This is a genomic window from Kribbella caucasensis, from assembly GCF_004361855.1.
Classification (GTDB): Bacteria; Actinomycetota; Actinomycetes; order Propionibacteriales; family Kribbellaceae; genus Kribbella; species Kribbella caucasensis.
The window spans coordinates 118260-140215 of the sequence record NZ_SNWQ01000022.1; the positions used below are offsets into that span (position 1 = coordinate 118260).

The 21956-nt window shown below is 68.2% G+C and carries 21 protein-coding genes; 15 read left to right on the forward strand and 6 right to left on the reverse strand.

Features of this window, described 5'->3' with window-relative positions; genetic code table 11:
- Nucleotides 1-64: 64 nt before the first annotated feature.
- Together EV643_RS34835 and EV643_RS46095 are read right to left on the reverse strand one after the other, a co-directional pair.
- A complete protein-coding gene (locus tag EV643_RS34835) occupies nt 65-643 on the reverse strand; it encodes a CGNR zinc finger domain-containing protein (RefSeq protein WP_238166011.1) in 579 nt (192 codons plus the stop codon).
- Nucleotides 644-703: 60 nt separating this feature from the next.
- Nucleotides 704-991, reverse strand: coding sequence for a hypothetical protein (locus EV643_RS46095; RefSeq protein ID WP_238166012.1), 288 nt, complete (start codon nt 989-991; stop codon nt 704-706).
- A gap of 1 nt (nt 992) precedes the next feature.
- On the opposite strand from EV643_RS46095, the gene EV643_RS34840 reads away from it, so the two are divergent.
- Complete coding sequence (locus EV643_RS34840; protein WP_238166013.1) at nt 993-2141, forward strand: MFS transporter; 1149 nt, start codon at nt 993-995, stop codon at nt 2139-2141.
- Here EV643_RS34840 and EV643_RS34845 read toward each other — a convergent pair.
- Nucleotides 2113-4371 carry an FdhF/YdeP family oxidoreductase gene (locus EV643_RS34845; protein ID WP_133804457.1) on the reverse strand — a complete coding sequence of 753 codons (2259 nt, stop codon included), beginning with the start codon at nt 4369-4371 and terminating at the stop codon, nt 2113-2115. The two genes, EV643_RS34840 and EV643_RS34845, sit on opposite strands and share 29 nt — an antisense overlap.
- A 156-nt stretch (nt 4372-4527) precedes the next feature.
- Between EV643_RS34845 and EV643_RS34850 the strand changes: the two genes are divergently transcribed.
- From EV643_RS34850 to EV643_RS34900, 11 genes are all read left to right on the forward strand, one after another.
- A complete protein-coding gene (locus EV643_RS34850; protein WP_133804458.1) occupies nt 4528-5256 on the forward strand; it encodes a 3-hydroxybutyrate dehydrogenase in 729 nt (242 codons plus the stop codon).
- Between the two features lie 14 nt (nt 5257-5270).
- The gene (locus tag EV643_RS34855) at nt 5271-6575 is read left to right on the forward strand and encodes an MFS transporter (protein WP_133804459.1); all 1305 of its coding nucleotides are present in this window, start codon (nt 5271-5273) and stop codon (nt 6573-6575) included.
- A gap of 104 nt (nt 6576-6679) precedes the next feature.
- Complete coding sequence (locus tag EV643_RS34860) at nt 6680-8458, forward strand: helix-turn-helix domain-containing protein (RefSeq protein WP_133804460.1); 1779 nt, start codon at nt 6680-6682, stop codon at nt 8456-8458.
- A 214-nt stretch (nt 8459-8672) separates the two neighbouring features.
- Entirely contained in the window at nt 8673-9431 is a 759-nt protein-coding gene (locus tag EV643_RS34865; RefSeq protein WP_133804461.1) for a CpaE/TadZ family protein, read from the forward strand.
- 54 nt (nt 9432-9485) lie between these two features.
- Nucleotides 9486-9848, forward strand: coding sequence for a type IV pilin protein (locus EV643_RS34870; RefSeq protein ID WP_133804462.1), 363 nt, complete (start codon nt 9486-9488; stop codon nt 9846-9848).
- 94 nt (nt 9849-9942) lie between these two features.
- A complete protein-coding gene (locus EV643_RS34875) occupies nt 9943-11037 on the forward strand; it encodes a type IV pilus twitching motility protein PilT (RefSeq protein ID WP_133804463.1) in 1095 nt (364 codons plus the stop codon).
- Complete coding sequence (locus EV643_RS34880; protein WP_133804464.1) at nt 11034-12668, forward strand: GspE/PulE family protein; 1635 nt, start codon at nt 11034-11036, stop codon at nt 12666-12668. The genes EV643_RS34875 and EV643_RS34880 overlap by 4 nt, the downstream gene beginning before the upstream one ends.
- Nucleotide 12669: 1 nt before the next feature.
- Nucleotides 12670-13875, forward strand: coding sequence for a type II secretion system F family protein (locus EV643_RS34885; RefSeq protein WP_133804465.1), 1206 nt, complete (start codon nt 12670-12672; stop codon nt 13873-13875).
- A gap of 10 nt (nt 13876-13885) precedes the next feature.
- A complete protein-coding gene (locus tag EV643_RS34890) occupies nt 13886-14353 on the forward strand; it encodes a type IV pilus modification PilV family protein (protein ID WP_133804466.1) in 468 nt (155 codons plus the stop codon).
- Entirely contained in the window at nt 14344-14952 is a 609-nt protein-coding gene (locus EV643_RS34895; protein WP_238166015.1) for a PulJ/GspJ family protein, read from the forward strand. The genes EV643_RS34890 and EV643_RS34895 overlap by 10 nt, the downstream gene beginning before the upstream one ends.
- Nucleotides 14949-17015 carry a hypothetical protein gene (locus tag EV643_RS34900; protein WP_133804467.1) on the forward strand — a complete coding sequence of 689 codons (2067 nt, stop codon included), beginning with the start codon at nt 14949-14951 and terminating at the stop codon, nt 17013-17015. Before EV643_RS34895 ends, EV643_RS34900 begins: the two co-directional genes overlap by 4 nt.
- On the opposite strand, the gene EV643_RS34905 is transcribed toward EV643_RS34900, so the two are convergent.
- Nucleotides 17001-17792, reverse strand: a complete 792-nt coding sequence (locus EV643_RS34905; RefSeq protein WP_133804468.1) for a prepilin peptidase — start codon at nt 17790-17792, stop codon at nt 17001-17003. The two genes, EV643_RS34900 and EV643_RS34905, sit on opposite strands and share 15 nt — an antisense overlap.
- Before the next feature lie 150 nt (nt 17793-17942).
- Here EV643_RS34905 and EV643_RS34910 point away from each other — a divergent pair, with 150 nt between their 5' ends.
- Together EV643_RS34910 and EV643_RS34915 are read left to right on the forward strand one after the other, a co-directional pair.
- Nucleotides 17943-18593, forward strand: a complete 651-nt coding sequence (locus EV643_RS34910; protein ID WP_133804469.1) for a response regulator transcription factor — start codon at nt 17943-17945, stop codon at nt 18591-18593.
- A gap of 14 nt (nt 18594-18607) precedes the next feature.
- Nucleotides 18608-19219, forward strand: coding sequence for a DUF2064 domain-containing protein (locus tag EV643_RS34915; RefSeq protein ID WP_202869889.1), 612 nt, complete (start codon nt 18608-18610; stop codon nt 19217-19219).
- 218 nt (nt 19220-19437) lie between these two features.
- Here EV643_RS34915 and EV643_RS34920 read toward each other — a convergent pair whose 3' ends face one another.
- On the reverse strand, nt 19438-19980 hold the full coding sequence (locus EV643_RS34920; RefSeq protein WP_133804470.1) for an NUDIX hydrolase: 543 nt from the start codon (nt 19978-19980) through the stop codon (nt 19438-19440).
- Entirely contained in the window at nt 19977-21320 is a 1344-nt protein-coding gene (locus tag EV643_RS34925) for a zinc-dependent metalloprotease (protein ID WP_133804471.1), read from the reverse strand. The genes EV643_RS34920 and EV643_RS34925 overlap by 4 nt, the downstream gene beginning before the upstream one ends.
- 169 nt (nt 21321-21489) lie before the next feature.
- On the opposite strand from EV643_RS34925, the gene EV643_RS34930 reads away from it, so the two are divergent.
- Nucleotides 21490-21915, forward strand: a complete 426-nt coding sequence (locus tag EV643_RS34930; RefSeq protein WP_133804472.1) for a molybdenum cofactor biosynthesis protein MoaE — start codon at nt 21490-21492, stop codon at nt 21913-21915.
- The last annotated feature ends 41 nt before the right edge of the window (nt 21916-21956 follow it).

Genomic DNA, 21956 nt, shown 5'->3' on the forward strand with positions numbered 1-21956 from the left:
GGGGAGGCAGGGCCGGGTGGGTGAGGCGGGGCCGGGTGAGGTGAGGCGTGGGGTGGGGGGTGCGTCAGATGGTGGGGGAGTGGCGGGAGCGGTGGGTGGCGGCTTTTACTCGGCTTTGGCATTGGGGGGAGCAGAAGCGGCGCTGGTTGTTGCGGGAGGTGTCGACGAAGGTGCGGTCGCAGAGTGGGGCGGCGCAGATGCCGAGGCGGCCGGCCAAGGTGCTGCCGAGGGCTAGGGCGAGACCGGCGGCGCAACCGGCGGACCAGCCGTTCGCCAGTGTGTCGTCGGCGCCGTGGAAGTGCAGACTCCAACCGGGTGTGGCGCCGCGATCCAGTTGAGGGCGGGCGTTGGTGTCCAGGAGCATCCGGTTCACTTCGCGAGCGGCCGCGTCGAGGTCGCCGGCGTGTACGGCTTCGAAGACGATCCGCATCCGCGCTGAGAACTCGGCGAGCTGTTTGGCTTCGGCGGAGGTGACCGCTGGGCGCGGGCGGCCGTCGATGCTCAGTGCGTCGGCGACGGCGTCGACCTGGGCCTGGCCGGTCGGGGCGACGAAGACCGTGCCACCGAGGTGGCCGTCGGTCAGCCGGTTGACCAGTTGGACCGCGGCCGTGAGCACGCTGAAAACGTGACTATCGAATGTCACTTGACCAGTCATGTGATTCCTTCCTAGAGTCAACAGACGTGACTGATCATATCGAGTTTGCTAGTCACGCTCGGGCCGCAGGTGCGGCATGTCGGGCGGCGGAAGGCGCGGGATGACGGCGGCGGGGTCGGGGTCGGCGGGGCAGGAGTCGCCGTCTGCGGAGGCGGGGTCGGCATCCGTGGGAGCCGGGTCGGCGAGGTTGCCGGGGTCGGGGGCGGCGGCTGCGGAGGCGGTGTCGGCGAGGTCGGGGTCGGCGTCCGCGGGGTGGAGGTCGCCTTGGCGGGGGTTGTCGGGGGCCGTTTGGATTTTGGTCGGGGCGCGGGCGGTCAATCGGCTTGGTGCGTTCACGTTGCCGTTTCTGGGGGTGGTGCTGACCGTTGAGCTCGGTGCGAGTCTTGCGGAGGCCGGGCTGATTCTGGCGGCGTTCGGGGCGGCCACGATTCCGTCGCGGGTCTTCGGGGGGTACCTCGCCGATCGGCTCGGGCGCAAACCCACGATCGTCCTCGGGCTGCTCGGGTGTGCGGTGGGGCAGACCTGGATCGCCTTGTCGGGCACGCTTTGGTCGGCGATACCGGCGGTGGTGGTGCTCGGGCTGGCGTTCGAGATCTACGAGCCGCCGAGTCAGGCGATGATCGCCGATGTCACCGAGCCGGCCGACCGCCCGGCGGCGTACGGGCTGTTGGGGGCGGCGATGGCGGCGGCCGGGGTCGTGGCCGGGGTGCTGGCTGCTGCGTTGAGCGGCTGGGATCTGCGCTGGCTGTTCGCCATCGATGCCCTCACCTGTCTGACCTGCGCGACCCTCGTCGCCTTCGCTCTGCCCGAAGGCCGCCCGGCACGCCACGAGGCGACGCGCCAAGCGGCCCTCGCTCTGCCTGCAGGTCGCCCGGCGCGCCGCGAGCCGAAGCGCCAAGCGGCGGTATGGCGGGACCGCCGGCTCCTCCTAATGCTCGGCAGCGGCACCGTCTTCGCCACGCTCTACATGCAACTCGTCGCCGGCCTGCCACTGACCTTCATCGAACGGGACCTCCCGGCCTCGGGCATCGGCATCGTCCTCGCCGTCTCGGCCGTGACGCTGATCCTCGGCCAACGCCTTCTACGCACCAGCCTCGACGACTTCACCTGCATGGCGATCGGCCACGGACTGCTCGGCGTCGGACTGCTATGCAACGGATTCGCCCAAAATCTGCCTGGATTCATCGCAGCGGCGGTCGTGTGGAGTCTGGGCGAGTTGCTCCTGATGGGCCGCTACTACACGATCGTCTCCGCGCTCGCGCCCGACCACGCGCACGGGCGCTACCTGGCGTTCTTCGGCCTCAGCTGGGGCATCGCGACCATCATCGCGCCGTTGGCCACAACCCAGTTCCTCAGTGCAACGGGTCCGACCGGACTCTGGATCACCTGCGCCGCGGCCGCCGCCATACTCGCCTCAGCCCAGCCGGCGATCCGTCGCCGCATCAGCGACAAGACGCTCAGCTCTGTGGCTCCAGCCGGATCGTGATGCCCTTGGCGACAGGAGTGTTGCTGCCCTTGGCCAGGTCGTCGGCCGACATCAGCACGTTGGTTTCCGGATAGTACGCCGCCGCACAGCCGCGAGCCGTCGGATACGAGACCAGGCGGAAGCCAACAGCCCGTCGTTCCTCGCCGTTGAACTCGCTCACGATGTCGACAACCTGACCGTCAACCAAGCCGAGATCATCCAAATCCAAGGGGTTGACGAAGACCACCTCACGAGTCCCGTGCACACCTCGGTAGCGATCCTCCAGACCATAGATCGTGGTGTTGAACTGGTCGTGGCTGCGCATGGTCTGGAGGAGCAGACGGCCGGATTCGGTCGGCAACCAGGTGAGTTCGTTAGCGCTGAACTGCGCTCGAGCGTCCGACGTACGGAACTCGCGCCGGTCCCGGGCCGCATGCGCCAGCAGGAAACCACCTTCACCAGAGCGGAGCCGATCCTCGAAGTCCTCGTATCCGTCGCAGACGCGGCCGATCCGCTGCCGGACCAGGCTGTAGTCCTCGGCGAAATCCGCCCACGGGATCTCGCCGACGTCCGGCACCAGTACCGTGGCCAGCCCGCAGACGATGCCGACCTCCGACTTCAGGCCGGCCGCGGGCGGGATCAGGTTCCCTGTCGACAGGTGTACGGCGCCCTGCGAGTCCTCGACCGTCACCGACTGCGGACCGGCCGCGGTGTGGTCGTGATCGGTCCGCCCGAGCGTCGGCAGGATCAACGCCTCCCGCCCGGCAACGGTGTGCGACCGGTTCAGCTTCGTCGACACGTGCACGGTCAGATCGCACGAGCGCAGACCGCGTTCCACCACAGCCGTATCGGGTGTCGCCGCGGCGAAGTTCCCGCCCATCGCGAAGAACACCCGGACCGATCCCTCCCGCAACCGCTGGACCGTCGCCGCCGCGTCCAGCCCGTGCTCGCGCGGCGACGTAATGGCGAACTCCGTGTCCAGCCGATCCAGGAACGCGTCCGGCACCTTCTCCCAGATGCCCATACTGCGGTCGCCCTGTACGTTCGAGTGGCCGCGCACCGGACACGGACCGGCGCCGGGTTTGCCGATGTTCCCCTGTAGTAGCAGGACGTTCACGATCTCGGTGATCGTGGCAACGGCCTCGCGGTGCTGGGTCAGCCCCATCGCCCAGCAGATCACTGTCGCCTTCGACTTGATGAACCGTTGGGTGAACTCCTCGATCTCGGCCCGGGTCAGCCCGGTCGCCAGCTCGACCGCGGCCCAGTCGAGTTCCGCGTTGTGCTTGGCGTACAGCTCGAACCCGCTGGTGTGCTGCTCGATGAACGCCTTGTCCACAACGGTTCCGGGCGCGGCCTTCTCGGCCTCGAGCAGAAGGTGGCCGACGGCAAGGAACAGGGCCTGGTCGCCGCCGATCCGGATCTGCAGGTGCTGATCGGCCAGCGCGGTGCCCTTTCCGATCCAGCCGGACGCGCGTTGCGGGTTCTTGAAGTTGATCAGGCCCGGCTCGGGCAGCGGGTTGACCGAGACGATGCCCGCGCCGTTCCGCTTGGCGATCTCCAGGTGGCTGAGCATCCGCGGCGCGTTCGTCCCCGGGTTCTGCCCGACCACGACGATCAACTCTGCCTGTTCGAGCATCTCGAGCGTGACCGCGCCCTTACCGCTGCCGATCACCCGCGTCAGCGCAGTACCGGATGACTCGTGGCACATGTTCGAGCAGTCGGGCAGGTTGTTCGTGCCGTACGCGCGGACCATCAGCTGGTAGAGGAACGCGGCCTCGTTGCTGGTCCGGCCGGACGTGTAGAAGACGGCGTCGTCGGGGGTGTCGAGGCCGCGCAGATGCCGCGCGACCACGTGGAACGCCTCGTCCCAGCCGATCGGTTCGTAGTGGTCGGCGCCGGCCCGGAGCAGCATCGGCTCGGTGATCCGGCCGAGCTTGCCCAGCTCGTACTCCGGGATCCGCTGCAGGTCGGCGATCGTGTGCTCCGCGAAGAACGACCTCGGCACCCGCTTGCGGGTGGCCTCCCAGGCGACGGCCTTGGCGCCGTTCTCGCAGAACTCGGCGGCGTGCTTGCGTTTGTGGTCGGGATCGGGCCAGGCGCACGAAGGGCAGTCGAAGCCGCCGTCCTGGTTCATCTTCAGGAACACCTTGCCGGTCCGCACCGGGCCCATCTCGCGGAAGCCGAACTTGAACGACGAGAGCACGGCCGGAACCCCGGCGGCCTTCTTCTTCGGCTGTTCGATATCGACCATGGTTCAACCATAAATCGTCCTATCAGCCGGGGCAGCTTTGATAGACCACGTCTTGCTACCTCAACGGGCAGGTGAGACCGCGTCACATGACCGGCTATCGAGCTGTGTGTCACGGTCACATGGTTCGCGGCACGACGGTTTCCTTATCGTCTCCGCATGACCCGAGCATTGGTCACCGGAGCCGCATCCGGTATCGGCGCCGCCTGCGCCCACCGGCTGGCGGCCGACGGCGTCCACGTGATCGCCGTCGACTTCGACGCCGACGGACTGCGCGCGGTGGCCCGGGATGGCATCGAACCAGTGCAGGCCGACCTGTCCGACCTGGATCGGCTCGGAGACCTGCCGACCGATGTGGACATCCTGGTGAACAACGCCGGTATCCAGCAGGTCGCGCCGATCGAACAGTTCCCACCGGAGCGGTTCGGGTACATCCTGCGGCTCATGCTGGAGTCCCCGTTCCGCCTGATCCGGCAGACGCTGCCCTACATGTACGGTCGCGGCTGGGGCCGGGTGGTGAACATCAGCTCGGTTCACGGGTTGCGCGCCAGTCCGTTCAAGGCGGCGTACGTCGCGGCCAAGCACGGGCTGGAAGGGCTCAGCAAGGTGGTCGCCCTGGAGGGTGCGCCGCACGGAGTCACCAGCAACTGCGTCAACCCGGCGTACGTCCGCACTCCGCTTGTCACCGCGCAGCTCGCCGACCAGGCGGCCACACACGGCCTGACCGAGTCGGAGGTGCTGGAGAAGGTGATGCTCGAACCGGTCGGGGTGAAGCGGCTGATCGAACCGGCCGAGGTGGCCGAAGTGGTCGCGCTGCTGTGCGGCCCCACCTCGGCATCGCTCACGGGGAGCTCGTTCGTCCTCGACGGCGGCTGGACCGCCCACTGACCGCAAGGAGCCATGTGACCACCTCAACCGACACCGCCCGGACCAAGACCCCGATCGCCCGGGTCGTCGGCGCCAGCCTGGTCGGCACCACCGTCGAGTGGTACGACTTCTTCCTGTACGGCGTCGCCGCGTCAGTCGTCTTCGGGGATCTCTTCTTCCCCAAGGGCGAGCAGCTCACCGGTACGTTGCTGAGCTTCGCCACCTTCGCCGTCGGGTTCTTCGCCCGGCCGATCGGTGGCGTGGTGTTCGGCCATTTCGGTGACCGGATCGGCCGCAAGAACCTGCTCGTGCTGTCCCTGCTGATGATGGGGCTGGCCACGTTCGCGATCGGCCTGCTGCCGACGTACGCGCAGGTCGGCGCGCTCGCCCCGATCCTGTTGACCGTGCTCCGGCTGATCCAGGGGTTCGCCCTCGGCGGTGAGTGGGGCGGTGCGGTACTGATCGTGTCGGAACATGGTGATCCGGCACGGCGTGGGTTCTGGGCGTCCTGGCCGCAGGCGGGTGCTCCGGCGGGTCAGTTGCTCGCGAACGGCGTACTGGCGGGGCTCGCGGCCTTCCAGAGTGAGGCCGCCTTCGACTCGTGGGGCTGGCGGATCCCGTTCCTGCTGTCCGCCGTACTGGTGTTCGTCGGGCTGTGGGTGCGGCTGCGGATCGAGGAGTCGCCCGTGTTCCGTCAGGCTCGGGAGAAGCAGCAGCCGACCGATCGGATGCCTTTCGTCGAGGTGATCACGCAGTACCCGCGCGAGGTGCTGACCGCGATGGGCGCACGGATGGCGGAGAACGTCAGCTACTACATCTTCACGATCGTCATCGCGACGTACGCCAAGGAGCAGCTGGGCCTGGGCAAGTCGTTTGCGCTGAACGCCGTGCTCATCGCCGCGGCCGTGCACTTCTGCGCGATCCCGCTGTGGGGTGCCCTGTCCGACCGGGTCGGCCGGCGGCCCGTGTACCTGTTCGGCGCGGCCGGAGTCGGGATCTGGGCGTTCGTGTTCATCGCTTTTATCAACACGAAGAACTTCGCGCTGGCGACCCTGGCCGTGACGATCGGACTGGTCCTGCACGGTGCGATGTATGGGCCGCAGGCATCGTTCTTCACCGAGTTGTTCGGCACCCGGGTCCGGTACTCCGGGGTCTCGGTCGGCTACCAGTTGGCCTCGATCCTGGCCGGCGGTCTCGCGCCGTTCATCGCGGTCGCGTTGCTGAAGGCGTACGACTCCGGGTACGCCATCGCGATCTACGTCGCGGCCTGCTCGCTGATCTCGTTGATCGCGGTCACGTCGTACGGCGAAACCCACAAACGCGACCTCACCGCCGTCTGAGGTTGTCGTCGGGGGCTTGCGTCCGAAGAACCGAGCGCCATAGGCCACGATTCTTCGGACGCAAGGGCGTGGGAGGGACGCAAGGGCGTGGGAGGGTGGTGAATGTGAAGGAACTGCTGCGGTTGCTGGCGGAGGATGCGCCGGGGAGTGAGCTGGCACGGGCCGCCGGGGACGACTCGGTGGCCCGTGACCTCGCGCTGCGGATCCGGGCGGGCATGGACGCCAGCAAGAAGCGCGAGGCCGAGCTGTCCGCCCTGGTGGACGTCGCCCGCGAACTGGCCTCCGCGCGCGACCCGGGCAGCGTCCTGGACACGATCGTCCACCGCGCACGCACACTGATCGGCACCGACGTCTCCTACCTCACCCTGTACGACGCGGCGCGGGGCGACACGTACATGCGGGCAACGGATGGATCCGTGTCGGCCGCGTTCCAGCAGTTGCGCCTCCCGTTGGGCGCGGGACTCGGTGGACTGGTCGCTGAGACGTACAAGCCGTACTGGACCGCCGACTACCCGGGCGATCACCGGTTCCGGCACACGAACCCGATCGACTCGGCAGTGGGCGAGGAGGGGTTGGTGGCGATCCTCGGTACGCCGCTGATCGTGGACGGCGCGTTCGTCGGGGTGCTGTTCGCGTCCAACCGCACCCGCCGACCGTTCAGCCGGGAGGAGGTGTCACTGCTCGGTTCGCTGGCCGCGTTGGCTGCGGTGACCATAGTCCAGGTCCGGGCGGCTGCGGAGACCGCGGATGCACTGGAACAGTTGTCGGTCGCACATGCGGGCGTGGAACACGCGGCGGCCGCGCATGATCGCTTCGCCGACATCGTGTTGTCCGGTGGGGATGTGGACGCCATTGCGGCCGCGCTGGCAGAGCTGCTGGACGTCTGGGTTGTCCTGGTCGATGCCCTGGGCAATGAGCTGGCCGTGGCCGGCGAGGTCGACAGTGAACTGGCTCGGAAGGCTTCTGCTGTTGCGGGCGAGTCCGGGCGGTTGGCACGCGTCGGTGACTGCTGGATGGTCGCGGCTACGGCCAAGGGTGAGCGGCTTGGTGCGCTGGTGATCGGTGGTGTCGACGAGTTGTCCGGAGCCGACCAGCGCATCGTGGAACGTGCCGCGGTGGTGACCGCGTTGGTGCTGTTGTTCCGACGGCAGGCGGCCGAGCAGTCGCAGCGGGCGCAGGCGGACATCCTCGCCGATGCGTTGAGCGGCAGCGGCGATCCACGGGCACTCGCGGATCGCGTCCGGCTGCTCGAACCGACCCGGCGTCTGCCGAACCAATTGGTGGTCGCCGTTTGCCGTGGCGACCACAGCGCCGTACTGGCTCGATTGTCAGCGCCGGTGGGGGAGCGGCTTGTGCTGTCTGGGTCGTACGCCGGTGACCTCGTGCTGCTGCTTGCTTTGGATGATGCTGTGGCTGGTGCGCGTGCGCTGGCCGAGGTGGCTCGTCGTGCTGAGGTGACGATCGCTGTGACTGGTCCTGCGGCGTGGGGGCAGGCGCTGGTTGATGCGCACCAGCAGGCGACTCGACTGGTCACCACGATGCTCCGTCTGGGCAAGTCCGGTGAGGCTGCGGCTCCCGATGACTTGGGTGTCGCCGGGCTAGTCGGTGCGGCCGCAGTCGACGTACGGGCGCATGTGGATCACGTGCTCGGGGCGGTGGTCGACTACGACAACCAGCGCGGGACCGACCTGATCGGGACACTCCGGGCGTACTTCGCTGCCGGGAGCAGCCCGACTCGAGCCGCTTCCGCCCTGCACATCCACCCCAACACGGTGCAGCAGCGACTCGACCGCATCACCGCGCTGCTTGGGGACGGTTGGCAGCAACCAGAGCGCGCCCTCGACGTACAGGTCGCTCTCCGGCTGCACACAGCACTCGAGTGAAACCTGCGCAGTCGCAGTCCGGCTGAACGTAGCACTGAAGCCAACGCTCGCTTGTCGGTCGTTCGGATGACACGTGTCGGCCGAACGATCAGCTCTGTCATCCGTTCACCCGCTGTGACGAAACTCGCCCGTGGATCACTCTTCTTGCGGGGATAGCCCGGAAATCGTGACACAGAGTGGCTATCTCCCCGAGTAGACACGGGGGAGGTGCGGGATGCCGGACGGCCGGATCATCACGGTTTTCGCCGCCAAGGGCGGCTGCGGCAAGACCACGGTCGCGACGAACCTGGCGGTCGCACTCGCCGCGCGCGGCACCCGCCGCGTCTGCCTCGTCGACCTGGACCTGCGCTGCGGTGATGTCGCGGAGGCGCTCGGACTCCGGCCGCGGTACACCTTGCGGAACGCCGTCGGCTGGGCCGGCGAGCTGACCGCAGGCCGGGTCGCTCTGCTGATGACGAAGTTCCGGCCGGGACTGGATTGCCTGCTGGCGCCGACGGCACCGGGCGACGGTGAACGGATCAGCGGCGCGCTGGTCAGCGAACTGCTCAGCCAACTGCCCGCGGCGTACGACTTCGTGGTGGTCGACACTCCCGCGAGGTTCGACGGGGTCGTGCTGGCGGCGCTCGATGCCGCTGACCACCACGTGCTGGTGACCACGCCCGACCGGCCGGCGTTGAAGAGCCTGCGCCGCACGCTCGACGTACTCGATCTGCTGATGTACGACCCGGACGCGCGATCGGTACTGGTGAACCGGTCGGCCAACGGACTGCCCGCGGCGGACCTGGATCAACTGATCCGGAGCCCGATCACGTGGCAGTTACCGAGCCGGGACGACGTACCGGCGTCGATCAATCGTGGCGAGCCGTTAGCCCTCACCCAACCGGACCATCCCGTCAGTCAGGCGGTCCGGAGGCTGGCCGACGCACTGCTGCCGAGCGACGGGAGGTGCAGCCGCGATCCGCCGCCCGGGTAGCGACACCTCGTCCGCAGTACTTCATCAAAACCTTAATCCAGAAAGAGAAAAAACATGTTGAACCGCATCCGCGAAGCCCGCAAGAACGAGTCCGGCTTCACCCTGATCGAACTCCTCATCGTCATCGTCATCCTCGGCGTCCTCTCCGCAGTCGTCGTCTTCGCCGTCGGCGGCATCACCGACCGCGGCGAAGCTGCTGCCTGCAAGTCAGAGGTGAGCACGGTCGCCGTCGCGCAGGAGGCGTTCTTCGCCAAGTCGAACCCCGGCGTTTACGCCGCCAACCTGACGGCCCTGAAGACTGGTGGCCTGCTCCGCAGCGACGTCACTGAGTATGTCGCGTCCACGGATGCCACCGGCAAGATCACCCTGAAGGCGGGCCCACCGGCGGGCTGCACGGCCGACTTCGTCGCGCCGTGATCTGACGTCACATCACCGATCCACTGCCGGGGAGGGTCCGACCCCAAGCGGCCCTCCCCGGCAGTGTTCCACTCACCGGAGGAATGGAATCCCCATGAACGGTCTTGCTCGCGGTAGCCGGGTCGACGGACTGCTGGAAGAGCTGTGGAACGCCGGCGGCACCGACCTGTTGCTGACCGCGGGCATGCCCCCTCAAATCCGCGTCCACGGTGACCTGCACCCCGTCCTCGGCGAACCTGCCCTCACCCACGACAACACCGACGAACTCCTCGCCGAGCTTCTCACCCCGGCGCAGACGGATGCCTGGTGCAACAACTACGAGCTCGACTTCTCCTTCTCCTGGCGCGACGAGGCCCGGATCCGCGGCAACGCGTTCAGCCAGCGCGGCGACACCACGATCGCCCTCCGGATGATCCCGAGCGCCATCCCGACCATGGCCGACCTCGGACTGCCGCCGATCCTGGGCGACTTCGCCCGCCGGCACCAGGGCCTCGTCCTGGTCACCGGCCCGACCGGTTCCGGCAAGTCGACCACCCTCGCCGCGGTGATCGACCAGATCAACACCGATCGCGCGTGCCACATCATCACCGTCGAGGACCCGATCGAGTACGTCCACCAGCACAAGCGATCCGCCGTCAACCAGCGCGAGGTCGGCAGCGACACCGCGTCGTTCCCCGACGCCCTGCGCTCCGCTCTTCGCGAAGACCCCGACGTGCTGCTGGTCGGCGAGATGCGTGACCTGGAGTCGATCCGGTTCGCGCTCACCATCGCCGAGACCGGCCACCTGGTCTTCGCCACCCTGCACACCAACGACACCGCGCAGTCCCTGGCCCGCATCATCGACGTCTTCCCGCCCGAGCAGCAGGCCCAGGTCCGGGTCCAGCTCGCGGCCGCGCTGACCGGAGTCGTCTACCAGCGCCTGATCCCGCGGATCGGCGGCGGCCTGATCGCGGCGTACGAGGTGATGGTCGCGAACACCGCGATCCGCAACCTGATCAAGGAAGGCAAGACCCACCAGTTGCGCAACTCCCTCGTCACCGGCCACCGCGAGGGCATGGTCACGCTCGAGCAGTCCCTGTCGACCCTGGTCCAGGCCGGTGTCGTCCAGTACGACGATGCCGCCGCGCGCAGCCTCTACCCGAAGGACATCGAGACGCGGCCCCGGCTGCGGGCGGGAGTACCGGCATGAGGCATCGCAAGCGTGACTCCGAGAGCGCCCCGGCCCCGGTCGTCCGTACGACGCCCCGGCCGGCCGTCAGCCAGGAGGACCTGCAGATCGAGCGGACCCGGGCCAGGCACCTCGCCACGCAGTACGGGCTGGACGTCGTCGACCTGCGCAGTGTCAGCCCGGATCCGGAGGCGACGGCGCTGATCGACGAGCAGACCGCGCGGGACCTGGTCATGATTCCGCTGGAGGTCGTCGGGGACGCGGTCGTCGTCGCGGTCGCCGATCCCGAGATCGGGACCGAGCTCCGGGAGCTGATCGGTCCGGGGCTGATCATCAGGCTGGCCGGACCGTCGGACATCCTGACCGCCATCGGTACCGGTTACCGCGCGCTGACCGGGATCGACTCGCGGGTGAAGGTGTTCGAGGCGCGCGACGCGGTCCGCCGCGATCTGCGCCAGGTCGACGCGGCGACCGCGAACGACGAGGCGCCGGTCGTCCAGGTCGTCCAGCTCGTCATCACCCAGGCGTTGCGCGACCGCGCCTCGGACGTGCACATCGAACCGCACGACGACAAGGTCAAGGTCCGGTTCCGGATCGACGGCGCGCTGCACGACCAGCTGGATCTGCCCGGTTCGATCGGGCCGGCCGTGGTCAGCCGGATCAAGATCCTCGCCGATCTCAACATCGTCGAGCGGCGGCGCCCGCAGGACGGCCAGATCAGCATGGCCGTGGAGGGACGTGAGGTGGACATCCGGGTGTCGACCACGGCCGTCGTCGGCGGCGAGAAGGTCGTCCTCCGGCTGCTGGACAAGAGCCGCCCGCTGTTCCGGCTGGAACAACTCGGTATGCCGGAGGCGATGGCGGACCGGTACTCCGCGCTGCTGCGTTCGCCGTACGGAATGGTGATCTGCGCCGGCCCGACCGGTAGCGGCAAGACGACCACGCTGTACGGATCGCTCGGCGAGATCAACACCCCCGAGCGCAACATCATGACCATCGAGGATCCGGTCGAGTACACGTTCTCCTCGATCAACCAGATCCAGATCAACGAGTCGGCCGGGATCACCTTCGCCGGTGGGCTGCGGTCGATCCTGCGGCAGGACCCGGACGTGATCCTGGTCGGCGAGGTTCGCGATGTGGAGACCGCACGGATCGCGGTCCAGTCCGCGCTCACCGGCCACTTCGTCCTCTCCTCGTTGCACGCGACCGACGCGGCCACCGCGCTGCACCGGCTGCTCGACATGGGGATCGAGAACTTCCTGATCGCCTCGTCGGTCACCGCGGTGGTCTCGCAACGGCTGGTCCGCAAGGTCTGCCCGAACTGCCGCGAGCTGTACCAGCCGCCGGCCGAGGAGATCGCGTTCCTGACCACCTTCAGCGGTGACGTCCCGGACGGCGGGCTGGTCCGTGGGGCGGGCTGCAACTTCTGCGCCCATACCGGATTCCTCGAACGGACCGGCGTGTACGAGCTGATGCCGGTGACCGACACCATCCGCGAACTGGTCGTCGACCGGGACTCGCACGACGACATCCGCAAGGCCGCCCGGTACGAGGGGATGCGGACCCTGCAGGAGGAAGCGGTCCGGCTGGTCCAGACCGGCGTCACCACGATCGCCGAAGTGATGCGGTCCATCTACGTGGCGGGGAGCTGAGATGACCAGATACGCGTACGTCGCGGTCGCGCCGGACGGGGCTCCGGCCAAGGGCGTGACCAAGGCCGAGACCAAGGAAGAGGCCGAGCTGGCGCTGTACGAGCGTGAGCTGCGCGAGATCCGGGTCACCGAGAAGCCCAGCGTGCTGCAGTTCGAGATCACCGCCCGCCGGGTCAAGCGGGAGGAGGTGATGCACCTGTCCCGCCAGCTCGGCGCCTTCATCCGGGCCGGGCTGCCGCTGATCGACGCGGTGCACAGTCTCGGCCAGGAGGCGGACAACTCGTCCGTCCGCCGGATGATGGCCGAGGTCGAGGAAGGCCTGCGCGGTGGTGACAAGCTGTCCGACTGCTTCGACCGGCACCCGAAGATCTTCCCCGAGTACTACCGCGGCATCCTGCGGTCCGCGGAGCTCAGCGGTCAGCTGGACACCGTGCTGGCCCAGCTCGCGAAGTACCTCGAACGTGATCTCGAAGCACGTCGCAAGGTGAAACAAGCAATGATCTATCCCTCGATGGTCGCGGTGATGTCGATGGTCACCGTGGTGGTGCTGGCCGCCTTCGTGCTGCCCCGGTTCGAGGACTTCTTCGCCGGGCTGGACGCGGAACTGCCACTGCCGACCAGGATGCTGCTGGCCGTCACCGACTTCGCCACCGGCTGGTGGTGGGCGCTGGCCGCGGGTTTCGGTGCGCTGGTCCTACTGGTCTTCGCGATCACCCGCGCACAGGGCGGCCGTTACGCCCGGGACAAGCTCTTCCTCGCTCTGCCGGTGCTCGGCAGCACGATCCAGTTCGCTTTGGTGGAACGGTTCTGCCGGATTCTGTCGTCGATGGTCGGTGCGGGTGTCCAACTGCCCGAGGCTCTGCGGGTGGCGACCGAATCGCTGCCCAACCTGGTCTTCCGGCGAGCGCTCGGCCAGGCGGGGGAGGCGTTGTTGGAAGGCGAAGGGCTGGCCCCGCCGCTGGCGGCAACCGGTCTGTTCCCGTCCACCGCCGCGCAGATGATGCGGGTCGGCGAGGACACCGGCACGCTCGACGTCCAGCTCGAGGTCACCGCGCAGTACTACGAGGGCGAGCTCGACTACAAGCTGAAGAAGCTGATCGGGTTGTTCGAACCGGTCGTCATCATCGTGATGGGCGTGGTCGTCGGATTCGTCGCGGTGGCGCTGGTATCGGCGATGTACGGCATCTTCAGCCAGGTCCAAGCGTGAGGACCGCCTGATGGACGGCGTGATGAAGCGCGTGATGAACCGCGTTCGGAGTGAGCGCGGCGAGAGCCTGCTGGAGGTGCTGATCGCGGTCGCCATCATGGGCGTCGCCGTGGTCGGGATCATGGCCGGGCTGACCAGCAGCGTGCTCATCTCGGGTTTCCACAAGCAGCAGGCAACTGCGGGCACCGCAGTACGCGACTACGCCGAGGCGCTCCAGAACTACGTTGCCGACGGCCACTATGCCGAATGTGCCGCCACGTACGACGTACCGTTCGCGGAACCGGCCGGCTACCAGAAGTCGGTGGTCGCGGGATCCGTCCAGTACTGGAACGGCAGCGCCTGGCAGGCGAGTTGTGGGACCGACAAAGGCCTGCAGCGCTTGACTCTTCAGGTCCGCAGCGACGACAACCGGGTCACCGAGAAGATCGACCTCGTGGTCCGCAAACCCTGCCGACTGGAGGATCCGCTGTGCAGCTGAAACGGTCGGAAGCGGGCTTCACGCTGGTGGAACTGCTGGTCGCGGTCGTGATCCTCGGAGTCATCACGATCCCGCTGTCCGGCGTCGTCGTCAGCGCGCTCAAGCACACCGGTACCAGTGAGGACCGGCTCGCGCTCTCGCACGACGCGCAGCTGAGTTCGTCATACTTCGCCCGCGACGTGGCCGCGCTCGGCGTCCGCGACTACGACGCCGCCCCCTCGGAATCCGTCCCGTTCAAGGCATCGGTGCAACTGGACGCCGTCCAGGATGCGGGCGGGGTGACCTGCGGCCCGGCTCCGGAAGCGGCGATCAGGCTGCTGTCCGATCGATGGGACGGCTCGTCGATACCGGCCGTGCACGAGACCGACGTCGTGGCGTACTACGTCGAGGGCAGCGAGCTTCATCGGCTGAAGTGCGCGGGTACGACGACCGACGTGGTGATCGCGCACAACGTGAAACCGGGCTCGCTCACCGTTGCGTGCTCCAGCACCTGTACGTCCGACGACCCGCCGCAGCGGATCACCATCAGCTTTCTGACCAGCAAACCGTCGGTCGGCGACTACCCGATCACCCTGATCGGCCAGCGGAGGCAGTCATGACGAACAGGTTGCGCCGGGCCCGCGACGAGGACGGCGCCGCCCTGGTCCTGGTGCTGATCGTGATCACCGTGGCGGCCCTCGGGATCTCGGCCCTGCTGACCCGGGCGGACACCGGTGTCCGGGCCACTGTCGGACTGCGTGACCAGGCGGCCGCGACGTACGTGGCGGACGGCGCGATGCAGGCGGCGATCAACAACCTTCGCAACAGCGATTACAACCACACAACGGGCCAGCACTGCTTCGGGTCCGCCGACACGCTGGAGCTGAAGAACTTCGTCGGCAACGACTCCGCAGCCGTTACCTGCAACGCCGATCCGAACAAGGTGCTGATCCAGTGCCCGTCGCTGTCGAACTGCAACCGCCCGGGCAACGCCATCCTGACCCTCGGCAAGGTGTCCGGTGAGGACGGCCTGAACATCCAGCAGCCGACCGGATCCACCTTCCGGGTCCGAGGCAACATCTTCTCCAACTCGAACATCAACGTCGTCAACGGAACGCTGAACACCAACGCGCGCATCTGGGCGCGCACTTCCTGCGCCGGCTCGATGCAGAGCACACCGGGCCCGTCCTGCAACTACGGATCTACGCCGAACGTCCTCGGCGACGACCCCGGATACGTGCCGGCGGCAACCACTGTGCCCGAGCACCGATCGTTGCCGGCCTGCACGACGCAGAACTCCGTGGTCACCTTCCAGCCCGGGTACTACGACGACGCGGTCGGGCTGTCCAAGATGATGTCGGGCAGCAGCGCCTGCCGGCACAGCACCTGGTGGTTCAAGCCGGGCACGTACTACTTCGACTTCCACAACGACGGCGACGGCGCCAATCCGGTCCTGCCGTCCGGCTCCAACGTCTGGTCGGTTGACGACGGTTACCTGGTCGCGGGCCGTCCGGTCGACGGGGCAGGGAACGTGATCGCCTCGCCGCCGGTCCCGGCCACGATCCCCGGTTCGTGCCAGAACCCGATCAAGACCGCGTCCGCCGTCGGGGTCCAGTTCATCTTCGGCGGCGACAGCCGGCTGGAGGTGAAGGCCGGGCAGGCGGAGATCTGCGGCACGTACAGCGTGGACAAGCCGCCGGTGGCGGTCTATGGACTCTCGTCGGGTGCCGAGACGCCGACCACGTTCACGGCCAAGCCGACCTCGATCCCCTCGCAGGGCGGCTACAACCCGACGGCCACAGTGGCCGCGCTGGAGGATGTCGGTGGTACCGCCGCCTCCTGGAAGAGCAACAAGAAGAACGACTCGACCGTACTTCGCCTGCGGGGTTTCGCGCCCCCGAGTGCGATCCCGGTCGGATCGGTGCTGCAGTCGGCTGTCGTCGAGGTAACCCACCGGCATACCGACGTGGCGACCAAGGACAGCTTCAGTGCCAGGTTGACGACCGGTTCCGGCGATGACGTGACCGGTACGAGCTCTGGTCAGTTCGGCAGCCCCACGACGTACCAGACCGAGTCGATCCCGTTGGACGTGAGCGACGAGAACGGTCTGTCCCAGGCCGTGTACGACGGCACGTACAGCGAGGCCACGATCAACCTCACGACGAACCTGGTCGAGAAGGACGACACGGAGTACCTGGACCGGGTCCGGCTCGTGCTGACGTACCGCGCTCCCGCCTTCCGGGCCGGATCGGGGTGTGTCACCAACACGCCGTACATGGGTGTCGGCAGCGACGACACCTGCGCGATGGTCAGTACGGTCAACAACTCCGGCAACCAGTTCTACGTCCAGGGCACGACGTACGCGCCGTCGGCCGCGATCGACGTCACGCTCAACAACGCGGCCGAGCAGGTGTTCCGGTTCGGCGTGGTGGCCCGATCCCTGTGGGTGAAGGAGACCGGGAGCTTCTCGTACACCGGAGTCGTCATCGAGGTACCGGACGACTCGCCGGGCTTCGTGTTCACCCTCTATCTGAACGTCTATCTCTGCCAGGGCGCATCGACCTGTACGCCGGGTGGCGCGCCGACGCTGACCTCCAGAGTCGCGTTGGTGGACTCCGATCCCACCATTCCTGATCCGGGCCGTCGGCAGGTCACCGTACTGAGCTGGTCACGTCCCGGCTGAGCTGAGCAGGCTGTTCCAGGCCCGCGCCACCGGATCGGCTACGAACACGGCCAGCAGGGCGGCGGCGATCATGAACGGCCCGAACGGCAGCGCGGTCTTGCGCCCACCCTGTCCGGTGGCCATCACGACCACGCCGACCACAGCGCCGAGCAGGAAGCCGCCGAACGCACCGACCACGAGTGCGGACCAGGACAGGTACGCCAGCACGCCACCGATCAGCCCAGACAGCTTCACGTCACCCCAGCCCATCCCGCCTGGAACCACGAGAACCAGCAGGAGGTAGAAGGCGAACAACACGACCGCGCCGATCGCGGCCCGCGCGAGTGGCCACCACTCCTGCTCCACCAGCGCGGACACGGTCAGCAGTACGGCGAGCACAGGGTACGACGGGAGCACGATCGCGTTCGGCAGCTTCCGCAGGTCGAGGTCGATCAGGGCCAGTGCGACGCCGGCCGCGGCGAACCAGGCGTACGCGGGGAGCGCGGAGAGCAGGTCGAGCTGCTGTAGTCGCCAGGCAAGGGCAGCGAAGAGCAGGCCGGTCCCTGCCTCGACCAACGGGTACCGCGCGCTGATCGGCTCTCCGCAGTCGGCACAGCGTCCGCGGAGCAGCAGCCAGCCCAGCACGGGGATGTTGTGCCTCGGCCGGATCGGGTTACCGCAGCGCGGGCACTGCGACGGCGGTCGGCTCAGGGAGAGCCGGCGCGGCACCCGGTGGATGACCACGTTGAGGAACGAGCCGATGGCCAGTCCGAAGACCGCAGCGAGTACGACGACCATCCGGACCTCCGCAACCGGGTAACCAAACGCTCAACAATCAAGGTGAAAAGCACCCGCCGGAAACCCGTAACGGATTGTAGGCGTCAGCCGATCGTAGTGACAGAAGGTGATATCCGCCACGTGCTGGGGCGGCTAGTGGGCGGGGGACACATGAGCAGCTCGACTGCGGTCGTCGTCATCGACGGTCACACGCTGATCCGGTACGGACTGGTTCGGCTGGTCGGCAACGATGCGGAGATCACCGTCGTCGGCGAGTGCGGTCTGGCCGCCGAGGCGCCGGCGCTGGTGGCCGCGACCCGGCCCGACGTGGTGGTCCTGGACGTCAGCCTGCCGGACGCCGACGGTCTCACGCTGGCCCGGGAGTTGCGGGACCGGAATCCCGGCCTCGGCATCGTCATCCTCACCTCGCATGCCGAGGACGACGTCCTGTTCCGGGCGCTCGAGACCGGGGTGTCGGCCTTCGTCCGCAAGACCGCGCCGAATGCCGAGTTGCTCGGCGCGATCCGGCATGCGGCCGTCGCGGCGGACTCCTTCACGGCGACCGGTCTGGCGGCGGCGCTGGCCCGGCGTACCCGGTCCGTCAGCGGTGTCGTGCTCAGTCCGCGCGAGCGGGAGGTCCTGCTCCTGCTGGCCGCCGGCCAATCGGTGCCGGCCATCGCGGGCGTGATGTTCGTCAGCGTGTCGACGGCGAAGACCTACGTCGGCCGCGTCTACGAGAAGCTCGGCGCGGGCAACCGGGCGACCGCGATCATGACCGCCCTCCGCCTCGGCCTCATCCACCCCGAGCCAGTCCCCGCCTGAGCTACTCTCTGGCGGTGAGCGACCAACGGTTCGTCGTACTGGTTGTTCCTGCGCGGGGGACGTGGGCGCCGCCTGGGCGGGATCCGGAGGTGTGGCGGCTCGCGCTGGCGGAGGACACGTACGAGGTACTCGCCGCGCTGGATCGCGTCGAGGTGGCTGTTGCGGTTGCCGGTGGGGACGAGGCCGCGGTCGCTGAGGTGGCGGGGCTGACGTGGCCCGGGACACCCGTGTACGCCGTGGACGCCGGGCGACCGGTTCTCGAAGCCGTGGAGAAGGTGGGGCCGGCCGCGGCGGTCGTCGCGGTGAGCTACGACGTACCGGATCTGCCGGGGCTCCTTGTCGGCAAGCTGTTCCGGGCACTGGGGGCGGCCGATATCGCGGTGACGCCGGCCGAGGACGGTTCGCTGGCTGCGATCGGCGTACGGCTCCCGCTCGCCCCATGGCTCACCGATCTCGCCCCGACCTTCGACACCACGCTCGCTGAACTGGACGACCAGAAACCCCGCCGCCACGCGGTCGCCCTGGGACCAGGCTGGCACCGGCTCCGCGCCACCGCCGACATCGCCCGCCTCGATCCCGGGCTCGAGGGCTGGGACGCGACCCGCGCCCAACTTCGCGGAACCTGACCCGTCACTTTCTCGACGCCGACTCGTTGCACAAGCAGCGAGACATGGGGGTTGTCCACGAGGACAGCGTCGCAACTGGTCTGTCGGTGCCGTTCAGGGGCGGTCCGACCGGCAGCACCAGCGAAGGGGGGAGCGACGCCGTCCAGGGGGATTGATCGCACCGCACGTGTGCGGGCCGGAGTACAGGGACCGGCCCGCACACCCTGCAAATCATGCCCTCAACTGACCTTGCGGTAGGCCCGGTTCACCAGACCTTCGACTGTCTCGTCGATCCCGTCCGGCAGCGCGTCGACGCCGAACCAGCCCAGATCGTGCGACTCCTCGCTGACCAGGTACTCCGTGCCCTCGGTCGCCGTCACCAGGAACTGCACGTCCAGGTGATACCCGCCCTTACACCCACCGACGAGCAATTCGTGCCGGGACAACTGCAGCGGCGCCGGGTCGATCATCAGCCCCGGCAACCCCGACTCCTCAGTCGCCTCGCGCAGCGCCGCACCGGCCAGCGTGGTGTCGCGCGGCTCGCAGTGCCCGCCGAGTTGCAACCACCGTCCGACCGTCCGGTGCAACGTCAGCAGCACCTTGCTACCCGACAGGTCCACCACCAGCGCAGACGCAGTCACGTGTTCAGGCCGGCAACTCCGTGCCAGCCCGTCCTCGTACTGCGCCAGGTGGCGGACGTAGTGATCGCGGAGCCCGGCCTGTTCGGCGTCCGGGGGATTCCAGTTGGTCAGGAGGTCGGTCGCGTCCTGGTGCAGTGTCACTTGTCTTTGTTGCCCTCGTCATCCTTCGACTCACCCGGACCGGAGTCACCCGGAGCAGAGCCGCCCGGGCCGGACTCACTCTGGCCGGAGTCGCTCTCGCCGAGGAAGTCGGTGATGTCGATGTCGGACAGCTCGCCCGAGTGCTGGGCGAACCCGATCGGGTCGTCCAGATCGGTGGCACCCGGCAACAGATCCGGGTGCGACCACAGCTCGTCGCGCCCCTCGAACCCCCTGGCGTCCCGTACTGCGGCCCACAGGTTCGCCGCATCGCGCAGCCGACGGGGGCGCAACTGGAGCCCGACCAGCGTGGCGAACGTCTGCTCGGCCGGACCACCCGCGGCCCGCCGGCGGCGTACGGTCTCGGCCAGTTGGACGGCGGAAGGCATCCGGTCCTTGGTGGCCTCGCGGACCACGTCGTCGACCCAGCCCTCGACCAGTGCGAGCGCGGTCTCCAGCCGGGCCAGGGCGGCCTTCTGCTGCTCGGAGTCCTCCGGCTCGAACAGGCCGCCCGCCAGCGCCTCCTGCATGGCCTCCGGGTTCTGCAGGTCAACGTCGGCCATCGCCCGCTCGATCTTGCCGGTGTCCACCTGGATCCCGGCCGCGTAGTCGGCGACGTGCGAGAACATGTGCTGCCGCAGCCACGGAGCGCCCGCGAACAACCGCTGGTGGGCGCACTCGCGCAGCGCGAGGTACAGCCGCACGTCCTCGTCCGTCACGCCCAGACCCTCGGCGAACTTGGCCACGTTGTCCGGCAGCAGCACCGCCTGCCCCACCGGCCCGAGCGGCAGCCCGATGTCGGACGAGCTCACCACTTCACCGGCGAGCTCACCGAGCGCCTGTCCCACCTGCGCGCCGAAGATCGAGCCGCCGAGCTGCCGGAGCATGCCGGCCATCGGACCGGCCAGCTGCTGCGCCTCGGCCGGCAGGGCGCTGCCCATCGCACCGGCGACGTGCTCCGCGACCGGGTCCACCACCGTCTGCCAAACGGGCAGCGTGTTCTCCACCCACTCGGCCCGGCTCCACGCCGCGGAGTTGGTGGACGCCTCGGGCAGTGTGGTCGACTGGTCCAGCCAGTGCTCGGCCAGCCGCACAGCGTCGGCCACCCGCTCGTGGTCGGTGGGCGTGACGGACCGGTCACCGTTCGCCGCGACGGTCTTGCGGGCGATGTCCTTGGCCAGGTCCCAGTTCACCGGCTTGCCGTCCGTGGACCCGCTGAGCAGCTGCTGGACCTGGGCGAAGATCGCGTTCAGGTCGGGCGCGCCACCGGCCGCACCGGAGAACTGCTGGAACATGGCCTCGAACGGAGTTCCCTTGAACGGGTTGTCCGGTTCGTCGCTCATCGGAGTGGCCTTCCTGTGCGGTGGGGCGTACAACTCCAACGTACTGGTTCATCCGGACCGTTCCGCCCTCGGTGAACGGTTTCACGCTTCCCTGTTCGCGCCGGGCAGACCCGACCGGTCCGGCTGGGGCAGATAGGCTGTTGAGTTCCGGGACAGGTAAGGGATGGTCATGACCGTTGCGATCAGGCTGCTGGACATCCGCGACACCGCGCTGTCCAGTGACGAGGTGCTGGCCGCGATCGCGGACCCGACCGCGGGCGGTACGGCGCTGTTCATCGGCACCGTCCGGAACCACGACCACGAGCGACCGGTCGACGAGCTCGGCTACGAAGCGCATCCGGACGCCCTGGAACACCTGCGCAAGGTCGCCGAGCGGGTCTGCGAGAACCAGGCCGTGACCGCGCTCGCGGCGGTGCACCGAACCGGTTCGCTGAGGATCGGGGACGTCGCGGTGATCGTCGGCGTGGCCGCCTCACATCGGGACGTGGCGTTCGCCGCCTGCCGGCAGTTGATCGACGATCTCAAGGCCGAGGTCCCGATTTGGAAACACCAGCACTTCACCGACGGTGCGAGCGAGTGGGTCGGCGCCAGTTGACACGTACGCTGGGCGCATGAACGGGCGTAACCACAGGCAAC

Excerpts from the sequence above, each read along its gene's own strand:
- EV643_RS34845 (WP_133804457.1), bottom strand. The coding sequence starts at position 4,371 with ATGGTCGATATCGAACAGCCGAAGAAGAAGGCCGCCGGGGTTCCGGCC.
- EV643_RS34850 (WP_133804458.1), top strand. The coding sequence starts at position 4,528 with ATGACCCGAGCATTGGTCACCGGAGCCGCATCCGGTATCGGCGCCGCC.
- EV643_RS34865 (WP_133804461.1), top strand. The coding sequence starts at position 8,673 with ATGCCGGACGGCCGGATCATCACGGTTTTCGCCGCCAAGGGCGGCTGC.
- EV643_RS34870 (WP_133804462.1), top strand. The coding sequence starts at position 9,486 with ATGTTGAACCGCATCCGCGAAGCCCGCAAGAACGAGTCCGGCTTCACC.
- EV643_RS34875 (WP_133804463.1), top strand. The coding sequence starts at position 9,943 with ATGAACGGTCTTGCTCGCGGTAGCCGGGTCGACGGACTGCTGGAAGAG.
- EV643_RS34880 (WP_133804464.1), top strand. The coding sequence starts at position 11,034 with ATGAGGCATCGCAAGCGTGACTCCGAGAGCGCCCCGGCCCCGGTCGTC.
- EV643_RS34885 (WP_133804465.1), top strand. The coding sequence starts at position 12,670 with ATGACCAGATACGCGTACGTCGCGGTCGCGCCGGACGGGGCTCCGGCC.
- EV643_RS34890 (WP_133804466.1), top strand. The coding sequence starts at position 13,886 with ATGGACGGCGTGATGAAGCGCGTGATGAACCGCGTTCGGAGTGAGCGC.
- EV643_RS34900 (WP_133804467.1), top strand. The coding sequence starts at position 14,949 with ATGACGAACAGGTTGCGCCGGGCCCGCGACGAGGACGGCGCCGCCCTG.
- EV643_RS34905 (WP_133804468.1), bottom strand. The coding sequence starts at position 17,792 with ATGGTCGTCGTACTCGCTGCGGTCTTCGGACTGGCCATCGGCTCGTTC.
- EV643_RS34910 (WP_133804469.1), top strand. The coding sequence starts at position 17,943 with ATGAGCAGCTCGACTGCGGTCGTCGTCATCGACGGTCACACGCTGATC.
- EV643_RS34925 (WP_133804471.1), bottom strand. The coding sequence starts at position 21,320 with ATGAGCGACGAACCGGACAACCCGTTCAAGGGAACTCCGTTCGAGGCC.
- EV643_RS34930 (WP_133804472.1), top strand. The coding sequence starts at position 21,490 with ATGACCGTTGCGATCAGGCTGCTGGACATCCGCGACACCGCGCTGTCC.